This window comes from Pseudomonas sp. S34 (assembly GCF_009866745.1).
Taxonomy (GTDB): Bacteria; Pseudomonadota; Gammaproteobacteria; order Pseudomonadales; family Pseudomonadaceae; genus Aquipseudomonas; species Aquipseudomonas jessenii.
Window position 1 is genome coordinate 3827788 of sequence record NZ_CP019398.1, and the last position, 16503, is coordinate 3844290.

Here is a 16503-nt window from a genome sequence, read left to right on the forward strand (position 1 = left end):
CTCCCACAGGGTCCACCACTCTACTAAGGAGCCGGCATGAGCCCAGCAGCCTCGCAACTGTTCCGCCAACAGGCCTACATCAATGGCCAGTGGCTGGACGCGCCGGATGGCGCCTGTCAGGACATCTTCAACCCGGCCACCGGTGAACTGATCGGCCGAGTGCCGAACCTCGGCGCCGAGCATGCGCGCCTGGCTATCGAGGCCGCCAACAAGGCCTGGCCGGCCTGGCGCGCACTGACCGCCAAGGAGCGCAGCAATACGCTCAAGCGCTGGCATGCCTTGATGCTGGAGAACGCCGACGCCCTGGCACACATCCTCACCCTCGAACAAGGCAAGCCACTGGCCGAAGCCAAAGGCGAAATCCTCTACGCCGCGAGCTTCATCGAGTGGTTCGCCGAAGAGGCCAAGCGCATCTACGGCGACACCATTCCCAGCCACAAGGGCGATGCGCGCATCGTGGTCAGCAAGGAGCCGATTGGCGTCGTCGCGGCCATCACGCCGTGGAACTTCCCGGCGGCGATGATCACCCGCAAGGCCGGCCCGGCACTGGCGGCCGGTTGCCCGTGCATCGTCAAGCCGGCTCCGGAAACTCCGTTCTCGGCACTGGCCATGGCTGCGCTGGCGGAACAGGCCGGGATTCCAGCGGGCATTTTCAACGTGATCACCGGCGATGCCATCGCCATCGGTGGCGAGCTGACCGCCAGCAGCCTTGTGCGCAAACTGTCGTTCACCGGCTCCACCGCCATCGGCAAACTGCTGATGGCCCAGTGCGCGCCGACCCTGAAAAAAGTCTCGCTGGAGCTGGGCGGCAACGCGCCGTTCATTGTCTTCGACGATGCCGATCTGGAACGCGCGGTTGACGGCGCGCTGATCGCCAAATTCCGCAACGCCGGGCAGACCTGCGTCTGCGTCAATCGCTTCCTGGTGCAGGCCGGCATCCACGACGCCTTTGTCGCACGCCTGGCCGAGCGGGTTTCGCAACTCAAGGTCGGCAGCGGTTTCGATGATGGCGTCACCCAAGGGCCACTGATCAACGAGCGCGCCGTGGCCAAGGTCGAAGAACACGTGCAAGACGCTCTGGCCCACGGAGCACAACTGCTGTGCGGCGGCGAACGCCATGCGCTGGGCAATGGATTCTTCCAGCCGACCGTGCTCATCGGCGTCACCACCCGGATGAAAGTCGCCCGGGATGAAACCTTTGGCCCGCTGGCCGCCGTGTTCCGTTTCGACACCGAGGCCCAGGCCGTCGAGATGGCCAACGACACCGAATTCGGCCTGGCCGCCTACTGCTACACCCGCGACCTGGGCCGCGCCTGGCGCATGAGCGAGGCGCTGGAGTACGGCATGGTCGGAATCAACGAAGGGCTGATTTCCACTGAGGTCGCGCCATTCGGCGGGATCAAGTCCTCGGGGCTGGGCCGTGAAGGGTCGAAGTACGGCATCGAGGATTACCTGGAACTCAAATACACCTTGATGGGCGGCCTTTGAGCCCGCGGGAGCTACGCAAATGAACAACGAAAAGTATGAAAAAGGCCTGAAGATCCGTACCCAGGTGCTGGGTGAGGCCTACGTCAATCGTTCCATCGAGAACGCCGACGACTTCACCCGACCGTTGCAGGAAATGGTCACCGAGTATTGTTGGGGTCATGTCTGGGGTCGTGAGGGTTTGTCGCTCAAGGAGCGCAGCATGATCAACCTGGCGATGATCTCGGCCCTCAACCGGCCCCATGAACTCAAACTGCATGTACGCGGCGCCTTGCGTAACGGCCTGAGTCGTGAGCAAATACGCGAAATATTGCTTCAGGTCGGCATTTATTGCGGTGTCCCCGCTGCCGTAGACAGTTTCCGGCTCGCCCGTGAAGCCTTCGCCGAAGCCGATGCCGAGGCCTCCAGTTAACCCTTGGCTGTTTGATCTGACCGGGCACCCAGATTCCCGTAATCGAAGTGCTCTTTTTTGCATGGACAGCCACAATCAGAGCGGACCCCATGAAACGCCTGCCACTCGACGACAGCTTCAAGGTCAATCGCAACCCCGTTACCCTGCGCGAAATCGTGCTGGATAAACTGCGAAGCGCCATCATGAACTTCCAGCTCCTGCCGGGAGACCGTCTGGTCGAACGCGATCTGTGCGATCGCCTGGGCGTCAGCCGTACCTCCGTGCGCGAAGCCTTGCGTCACCTGGAATCCGAAGGCCTGGTGGAATTCGCCGACGCCAAGGGCCCGCGTGTCGCGATCATCACCCTGGCCGATGCCGTGGACATCTACGAGCTGCGCTGCGTACTCGAAGGGCTGATCGTGCAACTGTTCACCCTGCGCGCCAAGGCCAAGGACATCAAGGCCCTGGAAAAAGCCCTCGAAGAAAATCGCAAGGCGCTCAAGGACGGTGAGCTGCAACAGGTCATCGACTCGGTGCAAGGTTTCTACGATGTGCTGCTCGAAGGCTCGGGCAACCATGTCGCGGCCACTCAATTGCGCCAGTTGCAGGCACGCATCAGCTACCTGCGCGCGACCTCGGTATCCCAGGAGAACCGTCGCGGCGCCAGTAACCAGGAAATGGAACGCATGGTCGAGGCGATCAAGGGCGGTGATCCGCTGGCCGCCCACCAGGCTTGCGTCGACCACGTGCGTGCGGCCGCTGCCGTGGCCCTGGACTACCTCAAGCGCAAGCAGGAAGAAACCGGCGACATCCCGGCGATTACCTTGCCCATCGCGCTGAAAGAACCGCGCATAGGTCGCTGAAATGTTCAGCCCGAGCTTTTGCCCCAAGTGCGGCAGCGCAGACCTCAGGTCACAGTTGCCGCCGGGCGATACGCACGAGCGCCTGATGTGCCGCGGTTGCGGCTACATCCATTACATCAATCCGAAAATCATTGCCGGCTGCATCATCGAGCAGGACGGCAAATATTTGCTGTGCCAACGCGCGATTCCGCCGCGCCCCGGCACCTGGACCCTGCCGGCAGGCTTCATGGAAAGTGGCGAGACCACCGAACAGGCGGCCTTGCGTGAAGTCTGGGAAGAAAGCGGCGTGCGTGCCGAAATCGTCTCGCCCTATTCGATCTTCAGCGTGCCGAAGATCAGCGAGGTGTACATCATCTTCCGCGCCATCGCGCTGGAGATTACCGGGCAGTACGGCCCGGAAACCCTCGACTACAAGTTCTTCGCGCCCGAAGACATTCCCTGGGACAGCATCTACTATCCGGCGATCCGGCAGATCCTTGAGCGCTATATCGAGGAGCGCCAGGCCGGGGTTTATGGCATCTACATGGGCAATGACGACAGCGGGAAGATTCACTTCATTCGCTGAAAAAACCCCACTCCCCCTGTAGGAGCGAGCCTGCTCGCGATGGTCGTCAACGATGACGCGTGCTGACTGACCGAACGCGTTGCTCTAACGTTTTTCGCGAGCAGGCTCGCTCCTACAGGGTCAAGCGGTGTTGGTCAGAGCGGCGCCATGCCCTCGACGATAATGACCTCTGCCTTCGCCACGCCTTCGCGATGTCCCCTGGCCTCCTGATACAACGCCGAGTGATAGCAAGCCACCGCCTGCTCATAGGAATCAAACTCGATCACCACACTGCGTTGCGGCGTAGGCCGGCCTTCCATCGCCTCGCTGCGCCCGCCCCGCGCCAGAATCCGACCGCCATACAGGGCAAACGCCTTCGGCGCCCGCTGGGTGTATTGGCTGTATTGATCGGGGTCGGTGACATCCACATGAGCAATCCAGTACGCCTTCATAGTGACCTCTCGGTTTGTTTTGTATTATGGTATACCACAATACCCATCCAACAAACACTGAGACTCCAGCATGGCCTTCAACAGCATCGAAGAAATCATCGAAGATTACCGCCTCGGCAAAATGGTCCTGCTGGTCGACGACGAAGACCGGGAAAACGAAGGCGACCTGCTGCTGGCCGCCGACTGCTGCACGCCCGAGGCGATCAGCTTCATGGCCCGCGAAGCCCGTGGCCTGATCTGCCTGACCTTGACCGACGAGCACTGCAAACGCCTGGGCCTGGAGCAGATGGTGCCGAGCAACGGCAGCGTGTTCAGCACCGCCTTCACCGTGTCCATCGAGGCCGCCGTCGGGGTGACCACCGGAATCTCCGCCGCCGATCGTGCCTGCACCGTGGCCGCCGCCGTCGCTGCCAGCGCCGGCCCTGCCGACATCGTGCAACCCGGCCATATCTTCCCGTTACGTGCCCGGGAAGGCGGCGTGCTGACCCGCGCCGGTCATACCGAGGCCGGTTGCGACCTGGCCCGCCTGGCCGGCCATACCCCGGCCTCGGTGATCGTCGAGGTGATGAACGACGACGGCACCATGGCCCGGCGCCCTGACCTGGAAGTGTTTGCGCGCAAGCACGGGATCAAGATCGGCACCATCGCCGACCTGATCCACTACCGCCTTAGCACCGAACACACCATCGTGCGCATCGGTGAACGTGATCTGCCCACCGTGCACGGCACCTTTCGTCTGATCACCTTTGAGGATCGCATCGAAGGCGGTGTCCACATGGCCATGGTCATGGGCGATCTGCGCCGCGATGAGCCGACGCTGGTGCGCGTGCATGTGATTGACCCGTTGCGCGATCTGGTCGGTGCCGAGTACAGCGGGCCGACCAACTGGACCTTGTGGGCCGCCTTGCAGCGTGTCGCCGCCGAAGGCCACGGCGTGGTGGTGGTGCTGGCCAATCACGAATCCTCCCAGGCGTTGCTCGAACGCGTGCCGCAATTGACCCAGACGCCCCGGCAGTTCAGCCGTTCGCAGTCGCGGATTTATTCGGAGGTGGGCACCGGTGCGCAGATCCTGCAAAACCTGGGTGTCGGCAAGCTGCGCCATCTCGGGCCGCCGCTGAAATATGCCGGTTTGACCGGGTATGACCTGGAGGTGGTGGAGAGTATTCCATTCACCGAGTGACTCTTGGTTTAACGCAATCCCCTGTGGGAGCGGGCTTGCTCGCGAAGAGGGAGTGTCAGTCGACCCAAAGTTGTCTGACACACCGCTTTCGCGAGCAAGCCCGCTCCCACAGGGGATTGCGTCGCCGGACGAAGTTCAGATCCACAGAAAAAACACCTTTTGGCTGATAGCCGGTACGGCAAAATGCTTGCACAAAGTTTGGAATACCATAATATGATATTCCATAGACCGGACAGTCAGCACTGACTCGACGGACCTACTGCTCCCGATAGGCGGGCACTCCAAAGCCCCGCTCATAAACACAACAATGAGGGCGTGAAAATGGTGTTGAACAAACGTGCGACCGCAGTTCTTTTTGCGGGACTGCTGAGCGTGACCAGCCAGGCATTGCTGGCGGCTGAAAGCGTCAACTTCGTGAGTTGGGGCGGCAGCACCCAGGATGCGCAGAAGCAGGCCTGGGCCGACCCGTTCAGCAAGGCCAGCGGCATCACCGTCGTGCAGGATGGCCCGACCGACTACGGCAAACTCAAGGCCATGGTCGAGAGCGGCAACGTGCAGTGGGACGTGGTCGACGTCGAAGCCGACTTCGCCTTGCGCGCCGCCGCCGAAGGCTTGCTCGAACCCCTCGATTTCAAAGTCATTGAACGCGACAAGATCGACCCGCGCTTCGTCAGCGATCACGGCGTCGGCTCGTTCTTCTTCTCCTTCGTCCTCGGCTACAACGAAGGCAAGCTCGGCGCCAACAAGCCGCAGGACTGGTCCGCGCTGTTCGACACCAAGACCTACCCCGGCAAACGCGCCCTCTACAAATGGCCAAGCCCAGGCGTGCTTGAGCTGGCGTTGCTGGCCGACGGTGTAGCGGCGGACAAGCTCTACCCGCTGGACCTGGACCGTGCCTTCAAGAAACTCGACACCATCAAGAAAGACATCGTCTGGTGGGGCGGCGGCGCGCAGTCACAGCAGCTGCTGGCCTCCGGTGAGGCGAGCATGGGCCAGTTCTGGAACGGCCGGATCCATGCCCTGCAGGAAGACGGCGCCCCGGTCGGCGTAAGCTGGAAGCAGAACCTGGTCATGGCCGACATCCTGGTCATTCCCAAGGGTTCGAAAAACAAGGACGCGGCGATGAAGTTCCTGGCCAATGCCAGCAGCGCCAAAGGACAGGCGGACTTCTCCAACCTGACCGCCTACGCCCCGGTCAACGTCGACAGTGTGGCGCGCCTGGATTCGGCGCTGGCCCCTAACCTGCCGACCGCCTACGCAAAGGATCAGATCACTCTTGATTTCGCGTACTGGGCCAAGAACGGTCCGGCCATCGCGACACGGTGGAACGAATGGCTGGTCAAATGAAAATGGCGGTAACCGCGTCCCGTCCGTCCACGCCAGTCGGGAGCGCCTCCGGCGCTGTCGGCAAGGCGGCTGCGATGACGCAATCCCCTACCCTGGCGCAACGCTGGCGCGGATCGAGCAACCTGATCCCCGCCCTGCTGTTCCTCGGCTTGTTCTTTCTCGCGCCGCTGATTGGCCTGCTGTTGCGCGGCGTGCTGGAACCGGTGCCGGGCCTGGGCAACTATGAGCAACTGTTCGCCAACTCGGCCTATGCGCGGGTGTTGCTCAACACCTTCTCGGTGGCCGGCCTGGTGACGCTGTTCAGCCTGTTGCTGGGCTTCCCGCTGGCTTGGGCGATCACCCTGGTGCCGCGCGGCTGGGGCCGCTGGATCCTGAACATCGTACTGCTGTCGATGTGGACCAGCCTGCTCGCCCGCACCTACTCCTGGCTGGTGTTGCTGCAAGCCTCCGGGGTGATCAACAAGGCGTTGATGGCCATGGGCATCATCGATCAACCGCTGGAGATGGTGCACAACCTCACCGGCGTGGTGATCGGCATGAGCTACATCATGATCCCGTTCATCGTGCTGCCGTTGCAGGCGACCATGCAGGCCATCGACCCGATGATTCTGCAGGCCGGCTCGATCTGCGGCGCCAGTCCGTGGACCAACTTCTTCCGGGTGTTCCTGCCGCTGTGCCGGCCGGGGCTGTTCTCCGGCGGCCTGATGGTGTTCGTGATGTCCCTCGGTTACTACGTGACCCCGGCGCTGCTGGGCGGTGCGCAGAACATGATGCTGCCCGAGTTCATCATTCAGCAGGTGCAGTCGTTCCTCAACTGGGGCCTGGCCAGCGCCGGCGCCGCGTTGCTGATCGTGATCACGCTGGTGTTGTTCTACTTCTACCTGAAGCTCCAGCCGGAATCCCCGGTTGGCGCCAGCAACGCGAGGTAAGCCGTCATGCTCCTGACCCCCAATGCCATGAGCCGGCGCATGCGCTTCGGCCTGTATGCCACCACCGGGCTGATCGGGCTGTTCCTGCTGCTGCCGATTGTGTTCATCGTGCTGCTGTCGTTCGGCTCGTCGCAATGGCTGGTGTTCCCGCCACCGGGCTGGACGCTGAAATGGTACGGCCAGTTCTTCTCCAACGCCGACTGGATGAGCGCGGCCATGGCCAGCCTCAAGGTCGCGGTGCTGACCACGTTCTTCGCCGTCGCGCTGGGTCTGCCCACAGCTTTTGCCCTGGTGCGTGGCCGCTTCCCCGGCCGGGAAATGCTCTACGGTCTGTTCACTCTGCCAATGATCGTGCCGCTGGTGATCATCGCCGTGGCGGTGTACGCGCTGTTCCTGAAACTGGGCTACACCGGGACCATGTTCGCGTTCGTGGTCAGCCACGTCATCGTCGCGCTGCCGTTCACCATCATCTCGATCATCAATTCGCTGAAGCTGTTCGATCAGTCGATCGAAGATGCAGCGGTGATCTGCGGCGCCTCGCGCCTGCAAGCGGTGTTCAAGGTGACCTTCCCGGCGATTCGTCCGGGCATGGTGGCCGGCGCCCTCTTCGCCTTCCTCGTCTCCTGGGATGAAGTGGTGCTGAGCGTGATGATGGCCAGCCCGACCCTGCAAACCCTTCCCGTGAAAATGTGGACCACCCTGCGCCAGGACCTGACGCCCGTGATCGCCGTCGCCTCGACGCTGCTGATCGGCCTCTCGGTATTGGTCATGGTGATCGCCGCCGCACTGCGCCGGCGCAATGAAATCAGCGCCTGAGCGCGCAGGAGTACGACATGAGTGCAGTGATCAAAGATTCCGCGCAGCAAAATGACAAGCCCCTGGTGAGCCTGCGCAACCTGAACAAATACTACGGCGACTTTGCCGCCGTGGACGACATCTCGCTGGACATCAAGGACGGTGAATTCCTCACCTTCCTCGGCTCCAGCGGCTCGGGCAAAAGCACCACGCTGTCGATGCTGGCCGGTTTCGAAACCCCGAGCAGCGGCGAGATCCTGGTCAACGGCCAGTCGCTGGTGAATGTGCCGCCGCACAAACGCGATATCGGCATGGTGTTCCAGCGCTATTCGCTGTTCCCGCACCTGTCGGTACGCGACAACATCGCCTTCCCGTTGGCCATCCGCAAACTGGCCGCCGCCGAACGCGAACGCCGGGTCGATGCAATGCTCAAGCTGGTGCAGCTTGAGCAGTTTGCCCATCGCCGCCCTTCGCAACTGTCCGGTGGCCAGCAGCAACGAGTCGCCATTGCACGGGCGCTGGTTTATGAGCCACGCATCCTGCTGATGGACGAACCCCTCGGTGCGCTGGACAAGAAACTGCGCGAAGACTTGCAGGACGAACTGCGTCAGCTGCATCGGCGCCTGGGCATCACCATCGTCTACGTGACCCACGATCAGGAAGAAGCCATGCGCCTGTCCCAGCGCATCGCGATTTTCAGCCACGGCAAGATCGTCGGCCTGGGCAGCGGCTATGACCTGTACCAGAATCCACCGAATGCTTTTGTCGCCTCGTTCCTTGGCAACTCCAACTTCCTCAAACTCAAGGCCCAGGGTAATGCGGTGGCGACCTTCGAGGGGCAACCGCTGTCGATCCGACTCACGGCCGGCCTGCAAACCGATCAGAACGTGCTGCTGATGGTGCGTCCGGAAAAAGCCCTGGCCCTGAGCAATGAACAAGCCATTGCCGAACCGCTGGCCGCCGGCTGGAACGAAGTCTCGGCCAAGGTCGTGGAAGTGCTGTTTCTGGGTGAAAGCCAGACGTGCAGCGTGGTCACCGCTGGCGGCACCTCGATGACGGTCAAGGCGCTGTCCGCCGCCGGCATGCCGCTCAAGTCCGGTGACCCGGTGCGGGTGCGCTGGGCTACCGCGGATGCCTGCGTCTACACCGAATGGGCCGAAAGCGACCTGAACAAGGCCGCCGGCGCTCACTGATCCATTGGCCTGCGCGCGCGGGCCACTATAATAAGTCACCCTCGGGCCACCACAACGTCGGGTTGTGGTGGCCTTTTTTCTGTCGCCTGTAAGATAAATTGGACAACGGATTCCTAAAATCCCGGTTTAATGCTAAATAGTGCTCAGTATTTTTAACACCCGACCCTGTCGTGCCACACAGTGCAACGAGAATAACGATATGAAAGTCCATTTCGAGAAAAGTGAAGTGTTTGGGACCCTCCACCTGCAAGCGGCGGTGGCAGCATGATCGAAGTTACCGAAGTTTCCATTGCCGAGCTGCGCGCCGCGCTCGAATCCGGCCAGACCACCTCGGTTGAACTGGTCCAGGCTTATCTTGCACGGATCGACGCCTTTGACGGCCCCGAAACGCCTACCGCGCTGAATGCGGTCGTGGTTCGCAACCCCGAGGCGCTCGCCGAAGCCCAGGCGTCCGACGCCCGTCGCGCCAAGGGCCAGACGCTGGGGCCGTTGGACGGGATCCCCTACACCGCCAAGGACAGCTATCTGGTCAAGGGCCTCACCGCCGCTTCCGGCAGCCCGGCCTTCAAGGACCTGGTCGCCTATCGCGATGCGTTCACCATCGAACGCCTGCGCGCCGCCGGGGCCATCTGCCTGGGCAAGACCAACATGCCGCCAATGGCCAACGGCGGGATGCAGCGTGGTGTCTACGGCCGCGCCGAGAGCCCGTACAACGCTGACTACCTCACCGCCCCTTTCGCCTCCGGCTCGTCGAACGGTGCCGGCACGGCGACCGCGGCCAGTTTCTCGGCCTTCGGCCTGGCGGAAGAAACCTGGTCGAGCGGCCGTGGACCGGCTTCGAACAATGGCTTGTGCGCCTACACCCCTTCGCGCGGCGTGATCTCGGTGCGCGGCAACTGGCCGTTGACCCCGACCATGGACGTGGTCGTGCCGTTTGCCCGGACCATGGCCGACCTGCTCGAAGTGCTCGACGTGGTCGTGGCCGATGACCCGGACACCCGTGGCGACCTGTGGCGCCTGCAGCCCTGGGTACCGATCCCGAAATCTTCTTCGGTACGCCCTGAGTCCTATGCCGCGCTGGCCGCGAATAGCGATGCGCTCAAAGGCAAGAAATTCGGCATCCCGCGCATGTACATCAACGCCGACCCTGAAGCCGGTACCTCCGAAGCACCGGGCATCGGTGGCCCGACTGGCCAACGCATCAACACCCGTCCTTCGGTGATCGGGCTCTGGGAACAGGCGCGCAAGGCCCTCGAAGCCGCGGGCGCCGAAGTGCTCGAAGTGGACTTCCCGCTGGTCTCCAATTGCGAGGGCGATCGTCCTGGTGCGCCGACCGTGTTCAATCGCGGCATCGTCTCCAAGGAATTTTTACACCATGAACTGTGGGACCTGTCCGCCTGGGCCTTCGATGATTTCCTGCAAGCGAACGGCGATCCCAAACTGAATCGCCTCGTCGATGTCGACGGCCCGCAGATCTTCCCTCATGACCCGGGCACCCTGCCCAACCGCGAGGGTGACCTGGCCGCCGGCATGGATGAATACGTGCGCATGGCCGAACGCGGCATCACGCCGTGGGATCAGATCAGCACGGTGCCGGACGGCCTGCGCGGCCTGGAAAAGACCCGCAAGATCGATCTGGAAGACTGGATGGATCGCCTGGGCCTCGACGCGGTGCTGTTCCCGACGGTGGCCGATGTGGGTCCGGCGAATGCCGATGTCGATCCGCAATCGGCGGATATCGCCTGGAGCAACGGCGTATGGGTCGCCAATGGCAACCTCGCCATCCGTCATCTCGGTGTGCCGACGGTCACCGTACCGATGGGCGTGATGCCGGACATCGGCATGCCGGTCGGCCTGACGTTTGCCGGGCGCGCCTATGACGACTCGTCGCTGCTGCACTTGGCGTCGGCGTTCGAATCGACCGGCAGCAAACGCATGATCCCGCCGCGTACCCCGCCATTGGTCGCTGACAAGCGCTGACCCGTAACCCGTGGCGGCTCACTCGAGCCGCCATGGCTGGCAAATCAGGGATCAACCTGGGCCATCAGCTCGGGAATCGATTCCGGCCGCTTGGCATAACGCTGCGCCAGCACCGCACAGACCATCAGTTGAATCTGGTGGAACAACATCAGCGGCAAGATCAGCAAGCCAATGGTGCTACCGGCAAACAGCACCTGCGCCATCGGCACGCCGGTCGCCAGGCTTTTCTTCGAGCCGCAGAAGAGAATGGTGATGCGGTCTTCCTGGTTGAAGCCGAATGCCTTGCCCAGTACGGTCGAGGCCACCAACACCAGCGCCAGAACGATGCAGCAGACCAGCACCAGCCCAAGCAGATCCAACAACGGAATCTGCTGCCAGAGGCCTTCGATCACCGCTTCGCTGAACGCGCCGTAGACCACCAGCAGAATCGAACCCTGGTCGACGAATTTCAACCAGCTCTTGTTGCGCGCCACCCAGTTGCCGATCCAGCGCCGCGCGATCTGCCCGGCAATGAACGGCAGCAGCAACTGCACGCTGATCTTGAGGATGGCGTCGAGGGTGGAGGCGCCTTCGCCATGGACATTCAGCAGCAGGGTCACCAGCAACGGCGTGAGGAAAATCCCGAACAGGCTGGACGCCGCCGCGCTGCAAATCGCCGCCGGGATGTTGCCCCGGGCCAGCGAAGTAAAGGCAATCGCCGACTGCACCGTGGCGGGCAGCGCGCACAGGTAGAGCATGCCCATGTACAGATCATTGCCGATCAGCGGCGACAGCAGCGGCTTGAGCGCCAGACCGAGCAACGGAAACAGCACAAAGGTCAGGCTGAACACCAGCAAATGCAGGCGCCAGTGCCCGGCACCGGCAATGATCGACTCGCGGGACAGCTTGGCGCCATGCAGGAAAAACAGCAGCGCAATGGCGATGTTGGTCAGCCAGCCAAAACCGAGCGCGACCTGGCCGCTGGCGGGCAGCAGGCTGGCGAGCGTCACTACGCCGATCAGGGTCAGGGTGAAGTTGTCGGGTAACAAACGGGGGCGAGTCATGGGGTTGATCATCCGGGGGTTGCCAGTACATGAAAGTGACTCTAACGTGCCTGATAATTACCGACTAACGCCGATGAGCCAGCCGATGCCGCCTAAAGGACATGACAAGAGTGTTCGACGCAGTATTCCCGGGCTGTCCAGCCTGCCACGACCGCTCTACGGCCGTACCGAATCGCTGCCCAATCGCGCACTGACCCGGCGCCACAGCCACCCGTGGGTGCAGCTTTCCTATGCGATTGCGGGCGTGCTCGAAATACAGACCGGCGTCGGGCGTTTCGTGGCCCCGCCAGAGCGTGCCGTGTGGATTCCGGCGGGCATGCCGCACCGGGTGTTCAGTTCGCCGCGCACGGAAATGCGCAGCCTGTACATCGATTGCAGCGTCTCGACGTGGGCGTCGCCGGGCTGTCATGTATTGGGGGTCAGCAATTTGTTGCGCGAGTTGATCCGCGCCTTCAGTCAGGTTCCGGTGGAATACGATCAGGACGGGCCGCACGGTCGGTTGGCCCAGGTGATTCTGGATCAGTTGGCCGAGGCGCCACAGATCGACTTGATGCTGCCGCTGCCTCAGGACAGTCGATTGCGGCAGATCGCTCAAAGCCTGGAGTCACACCCGGAGCAACAGACCACGCTCAGTCACTGGAGCGACCAATTCGGCGTCACCGAGAAAACCCTCAGTCGCCTGTTCCTGCGCGACACCGGCCTGAGCTTTCGCGCCTGGCGCCAGCGCTTGCGCCTGCTCGGCGCCCTGACGCCACTGGAACAGGGCGAACGAGTGACCGACGTCGCGTTGGCCTGTGGCTACGACTCGACGTCGGCGTTTATCGCTGCCTTCCGCCAGCAATTCGGTGAAACACCGGGGGAGTTTTTTCGCTGAGCCCTGCACCGTACATCTCTGTTGCCTGTCAGTCCGCCATCGCGAGCAAGCTCGCTCCCACAAGGAGCATTACTTCGTACGCAGGATTTGTGCACAACACATTCAACTGTGGGAGCGGGCTTGCTCGCGAAAGCGGTGGGTCAGTCGACACCTGCATTGGCTGAGACTGCGCATTCGCGAGCAAGCCCGCTCCCACAGGGATCATGGGTGTACACAAAATCTGTGCCCCCACAGATATCTCACACCATTTCCCGGTGTTACTGATCGGACTTGATATTGGTCCAGACCCGGGTACGGACCCGCTCAAGCTTTTGCGGCAGTGGCTGCACGACGTACAGCGTCTTCAATGCCTCGCTGGTCGGTGTCAGGTTCGGGTTGCCGGTGATGTCCTTGTTGATCAGCGCCAGCGAGTCCTTGTTGGCATTCGGGTAGCCGAGGAAGTCGCTGATCGGCGCGATGACTTTCGGGTCCAGCAGGTGGTTGAGGAATTCGTGGGCCTCGGCGACGTTCTTCGCGCTTTTCGGGATGGCGAAGGTGTCGAACCAGATCGGCGCGCCTTCTTTCGGCAGGCGCCAGTCGACGACCACGCCGTTGCCCGCCTCTTTGGCGCGATTGCCGAATTGATAGAAGCTGCCGGAGTAACCGATGGCCACGCAGATATCACCGTTGGCGATGTCGGTCATGTACTTGGCGGAGTTGAAGTAGGTGACGTAGGGGCGAACCTTGAGCATCAATGCCTTGGCTTTTTCGTAGTCATCGGGGTTCTGGCTGTTCGGATCCAGCCCCAGGTAATGCAGGGCCAGCGGCAGGATCTCCGACGGTGAGTCGAGCATCGCTACGCCACAGGCCTTGAGCTTCTCCATGTTCTCGGGCTTGAACACCAGGTCCCAGCTGTCCACCGGCGCATTCTCGCCCAGCGCCGCCTTGACCTTGGCCGGGTTGAAACCGATCAACACAGTGCCGTACATGTAGGGCACGCCGTACTGGTTGCCCGGGTCGTTCTTGTCCAGCAGCTTGAGCAATGCAGGGTCCTGGTGCGACCAGTTCGGCAACCTGGACTTGTCGAGTTTCTGGAACACGCCCGCCTTGATCTGGGTTTCGATGAACTGGTTCGACGGCACCACCAGGTCGTAGCCCGAGTTGCCGGTCAGCAGCTTGGCTTCCAGGGACTCGTTGGTGTCGAAGGTGTCCCAGGTCACCTTGATCCCGGTGTCCTTGGCGAAATCCTTGGGCACGGACGGCAGGATGTAGTCCGCCCAGTTGTACACCCGCAATTCGCGCTGTTCGGCATGCACCGCGCTGGCCAGCAGCGACAGTCCGCAAACGGTGGCGCCCAGTATGCGTTTCATTGAGTCCATGGATCATTTCCCCAAGTGTGGCGTGAGTTCGATGGTTTTTATGTTCTGTACACGGCAGCAGCCTTGAAAACAGCCAAGGGCAAGGAAGTGAAGCGTCTGGTCGTGGTTTTCACCTTGGGTTGCCGACTCAGCGACCCGCGTCTGATTCTTGCTGACGGCGTCGCCGGTTCACAGCGTGAGGCAGGCCAAAAGGAGATCGAAATGGCCAAAATACATGTCCGCTTTGATCAGCGGTGCGAGGCCTTTCACCGAGGTTAGTCCAATCAGCCGATGCCCGGGCAGCCTCGTTGCCGCTTATTGCGCATCACACCAATAACAAGATCGCGAGGCTTCGATGCGTGCTCCACTCCTGCTTGCCCTGCCCCTGCTCGGCCTGCTCAGTGCCTGTTCCGAGCCCTATGACCCGCAACCGCTGGCCAGCAACGGCAGCGCCACACCCTTGATCGGTAGCGCCGCTGTCGCGCAACCGCTGAACGGTACCATTCCCGCCAACCCCTACATGACCAGCAACGGCAGCAGCTACATGCATTCCGATGGCTACAGCTCCGACACGCACCCGGGGCCAGGCCCGTTGGGCCGGGATGTTCAGGTGAACAGTCGCGATGGCAGCCGCAAGCCCGGCGGCATGTGCCCGATCCATACCTTCGATCAGCAGGGTCGCCTGGTGGTGTTGTGCGCCAACCTGATGCAGTTCGAACTGCAATTGCTCGAACCACGCACCCTCAAGCTGCTGGCCCGCTACCCGCTGCCGCCGCGTCCGTCGACTTTCCACGCGCTGATTACCCTGGACCCGGACAAGATCATGGCCGACACCTCCGGCGCCTATTTCTATGTCGACGAACAGAATCGCGTGGTCATCGCCGATGCCGAGCAGCACATCCAGCGCGTCGTGCATCGTCAGGATGAGTCCGGTGCGTGGTCGTTCGAAGCGGTCGACAACTGGGACCTGAGCGACAAGGTCCCCCACGATTGTGTGAAGCCTGCCAACTGGTTCCCCAAAGGCGAATGCGACCCCGTCACCGGGGTCATGCCCGATCACCGAGGCTTGATCTGGTGGATCACCCGGCGCGGCCGCATCGGCACCCTGAACCCCGACACCGGCAAGGTCCAGGGCATTCAACTGGCCCACGAAGAAATCCAGAACGGCATGTCGGTGGCGGCCGATGGTGTCTACCTGGTGTCCGACCACGCCATGTACCGCTTCGTCGCCGATGCCGAGGGCAAGCCCGTGCAAGGCTGGCGCGAAGTCTATGACCGCGGCACCGGGCGCAAGGTCGGCGCGATCAATCAGGGCAGCGGTACCACCCCGACCCTGCTCGGCGAGCGCTACGTCACCATCACCGACAACAGCGACGGACGCATCAACCTGCCGGTCTACCGTCGCGAGCAGGACTACGCCGGCAATCGCCTGATCTGCAAGCTGCCGGTGTTCGACAACAACGCCTCGGCCACCGACAACTCGGCCATCGGTTGGGGTCGCTCGATCATCCTCGAGAACAACGCCGGCTACACCAGCGCCTTCGCGCAGAAGGACTGGCAGGCCGTGCACGGCGGCATCAGCCGCATCGACATCCGCAGCGATGAGTCGGGCTGCGACCGGATCTGGGAATCGAAGGAACGTTCGCCTTCGGTGGTCCCCAAACTCTCGGTGAGCAACGGTCTGCTGTACTTCTACACCTTCGAGCCGCAGCCCGACGGCGAGAACGCCTGGTACCTGATGGCGCTGGATTTCGACAGCGGCCAGACCCGATTCAAGGCGCTGAGCGGGGTCGGCCAGGCCTTCGACAACAACTGGTCGCCGATCACACTGGCGCCGGACGGCACGGCCTATGTCGGGACTTTCGGTGGGTTGGTTGCTCTTTGGGACAAGGGTGTGAATGCAACAAACGAGCAACCACGCGTGAGTGCCAGCGGCGGCCAACCCTGAAAAGCGACTCTTTGTGGGAGCGAGCCTCCCACAGGGGATCGGGTGCACCTTTGAGACATTGGTCAGCTGTCAGGCCGTCATCGCGAGCAAGCTCGCTCCCACAGGTATCGAGTACATCTGCAAGATTTCGGTCGGCCGGCAG

16 protein-coding genes are annotated in these 16503 nt (G+C 62.2%); 13 read left to right on the top strand and 3 right to left on the bottom strand.

What is annotated here, in order from left to right:
* Nucleotides 1-36: 36 nt before the first annotated feature.
* The 4 genes from PspS34_RS17050 to PspS34_RS17065 all read left to right on the top strand — a co-directional run bounded on the left by PspS34_RS17050 (nt 37) and on the right by PspS34_RS17065 (nt 3304).
* Entirely contained in the window at nt 37-1488 is a 1452-nt protein-coding gene (locus tag PspS34_RS17050; protein ID WP_154862046.1) for an NAD-dependent succinate-semialdehyde dehydrogenase, read from the top strand.
* Between the two features lie 19 nt (nt 1489-1507).
* Nucleotides 1508-1897, top strand: coding sequence for a carboxymuconolactone decarboxylase family protein (locus tag PspS34_RS17055; RefSeq protein WP_007991919.1), 390 nt, complete (start codon nt 1508-1510; stop codon nt 1895-1897).
* An 89-nt stretch (nt 1898-1986) separates the two neighbouring features.
* Entirely contained in the window at nt 1987-2739 is a 753-nt protein-coding gene (locus PspS34_RS17060; protein ID WP_015095667.1) for a GntR family transcriptional regulator, read from the top strand.
* A gap of 1 nt (nt 2740) precedes the next feature.
* Nucleotides 2741-3304 carry an NUDIX hydrolase gene (locus tag PspS34_RS17065; RefSeq protein WP_102671435.1) on the top strand — a complete coding sequence of 188 codons (564 nt, stop codon included), beginning with the start codon at nt 2741-2743 and terminating at the stop codon, nt 3302-3304.
* A gap of 134 nt (nt 3305-3438) precedes the next feature.
* Here PspS34_RS17065 and PspS34_RS17070 read toward each other — a convergent pair whose 3' ends face one another.
* Nucleotides 3439-3735: a DUF1330 domain-containing protein gene (locus PspS34_RS17070; RefSeq protein WP_159390213.1), complete on the bottom strand. Its 297-nt coding sequence runs from the start codon at nt 3733-3735 to the stop codon at nt 3439-3441.
* A gap of 70 nt (nt 3736-3805) precedes the next feature.
* Between PspS34_RS17070 and ribBA the strand changes: the two genes are divergently transcribed.
* From ribBA to PspS34_RS17100, 6 genes are all read left to right on the top strand, one after another.
* Nucleotides 3806-4915, top strand: a complete 1110-nt coding sequence (gene ribBA, locus PspS34_RS17075) for a bifunctional 3,4-dihydroxy-2-butanone-4-phosphate synthase/GTP cyclohydrolase II (protein WP_154862048.1) — start codon at nt 3806-3808, stop codon at nt 4913-4915.
* A gap of 321 nt (nt 4916-5236) precedes the next feature.
* Nucleotides 5237-6262: an ABC transporter substrate-binding protein gene (locus tag PspS34_RS17080; protein WP_095967714.1), complete on the top strand. Its 1026-nt coding sequence runs from the start codon at nt 5237-5239 to the stop codon at nt 6260-6262.
* The gene (locus PspS34_RS17085) at nt 6259-7191 is read left to right on the top strand and encodes an ABC transporter permease (protein WP_167362897.1); all 933 of its coding nucleotides are present in this window, start codon (nt 6259-6261) and stop codon (nt 7189-7191) included. The genes PspS34_RS17080 and PspS34_RS17085 overlap by 4 nt, the downstream gene beginning before the upstream one ends.
* Before the next feature lie 6 nt (nt 7192-7197).
* A complete protein-coding gene (locus PspS34_RS17090) occupies nt 7198-8007 on the top strand; it encodes an ABC transporter permease (RefSeq protein ID WP_090456315.1) in 810 nt (269 codons plus the stop codon).
* A 17-nt stretch (nt 8008-8024) separates the two neighbouring features.
* Nucleotides 8025-9179, top strand: a complete 1155-nt coding sequence (locus tag PspS34_RS17095) for an ABC transporter ATP-binding protein (RefSeq protein WP_150814361.1) — start codon at nt 8025-8027, stop codon at nt 9177-9179.
* 264 nt (nt 9180-9443) lie between these two features.
* Entirely contained in the window at nt 9444-11159 is a 1716-nt protein-coding gene (locus tag PspS34_RS17100; protein WP_102671430.1) for an amidase, read from the top strand.
* A 44-nt stretch (nt 11160-11203) separates the two neighbouring features.
* On the opposite strand, the gene PspS34_RS17105 is transcribed toward PspS34_RS17100, so the two are convergent.
* Nucleotides 11204-12202, bottom strand: coding sequence for a bile acid:sodium symporter family protein (locus tag PspS34_RS17105; protein ID WP_150814359.1), 999 nt, complete (start codon nt 12200-12202; stop codon nt 11204-11206).
* Nucleotides 12203-12287: 85 nt separating this feature from the next.
* Between PspS34_RS17105 and PspS34_RS17110 the strand changes: the two genes are divergently transcribed.
* Complete coding sequence (locus tag PspS34_RS17110) at nt 12288-13076, top strand: helix-turn-helix transcriptional regulator (protein ID WP_154862049.1); 789 nt, start codon at nt 12288-12290, stop codon at nt 13074-13076.
* Nucleotides 13077-13333: 257 nt separating this feature from the next.
* Here the strand turns inward: PspS34_RS17110 and PspS34_RS17115 are convergent, their stop codons facing one another.
* Complete coding sequence (locus tag PspS34_RS17115) at nt 13334-14434, bottom strand: polyamine ABC transporter substrate-binding protein (RefSeq protein ID WP_154862050.1); 1101 nt, start codon at nt 14432-14434, stop codon at nt 13334-13336.
* 15 nt (nt 14435-14449) lie between these two features.
* On the opposite strand from PspS34_RS17115, the gene PspS34_RS17120 reads away from it, so the two are divergent.
* Together PspS34_RS17120 and PspS34_RS17125 are read left to right on the top strand one after the other, a co-directional pair.
* A complete protein-coding gene (locus tag PspS34_RS17120; protein WP_154862051.1) occupies nt 14450-14692 on the top strand; it encodes a hypothetical protein in 243 nt (80 codons plus the stop codon).
* Between the two features lie 76 nt (nt 14693-14768).
* Entirely contained in the window at nt 14769-16361 is a 1593-nt protein-coding gene (locus PspS34_RS17125) for a hypothetical protein (RefSeq protein WP_159390214.1), read from the top strand.
* Nucleotides 16362-16503: the final 142 nt, after the last annotated feature.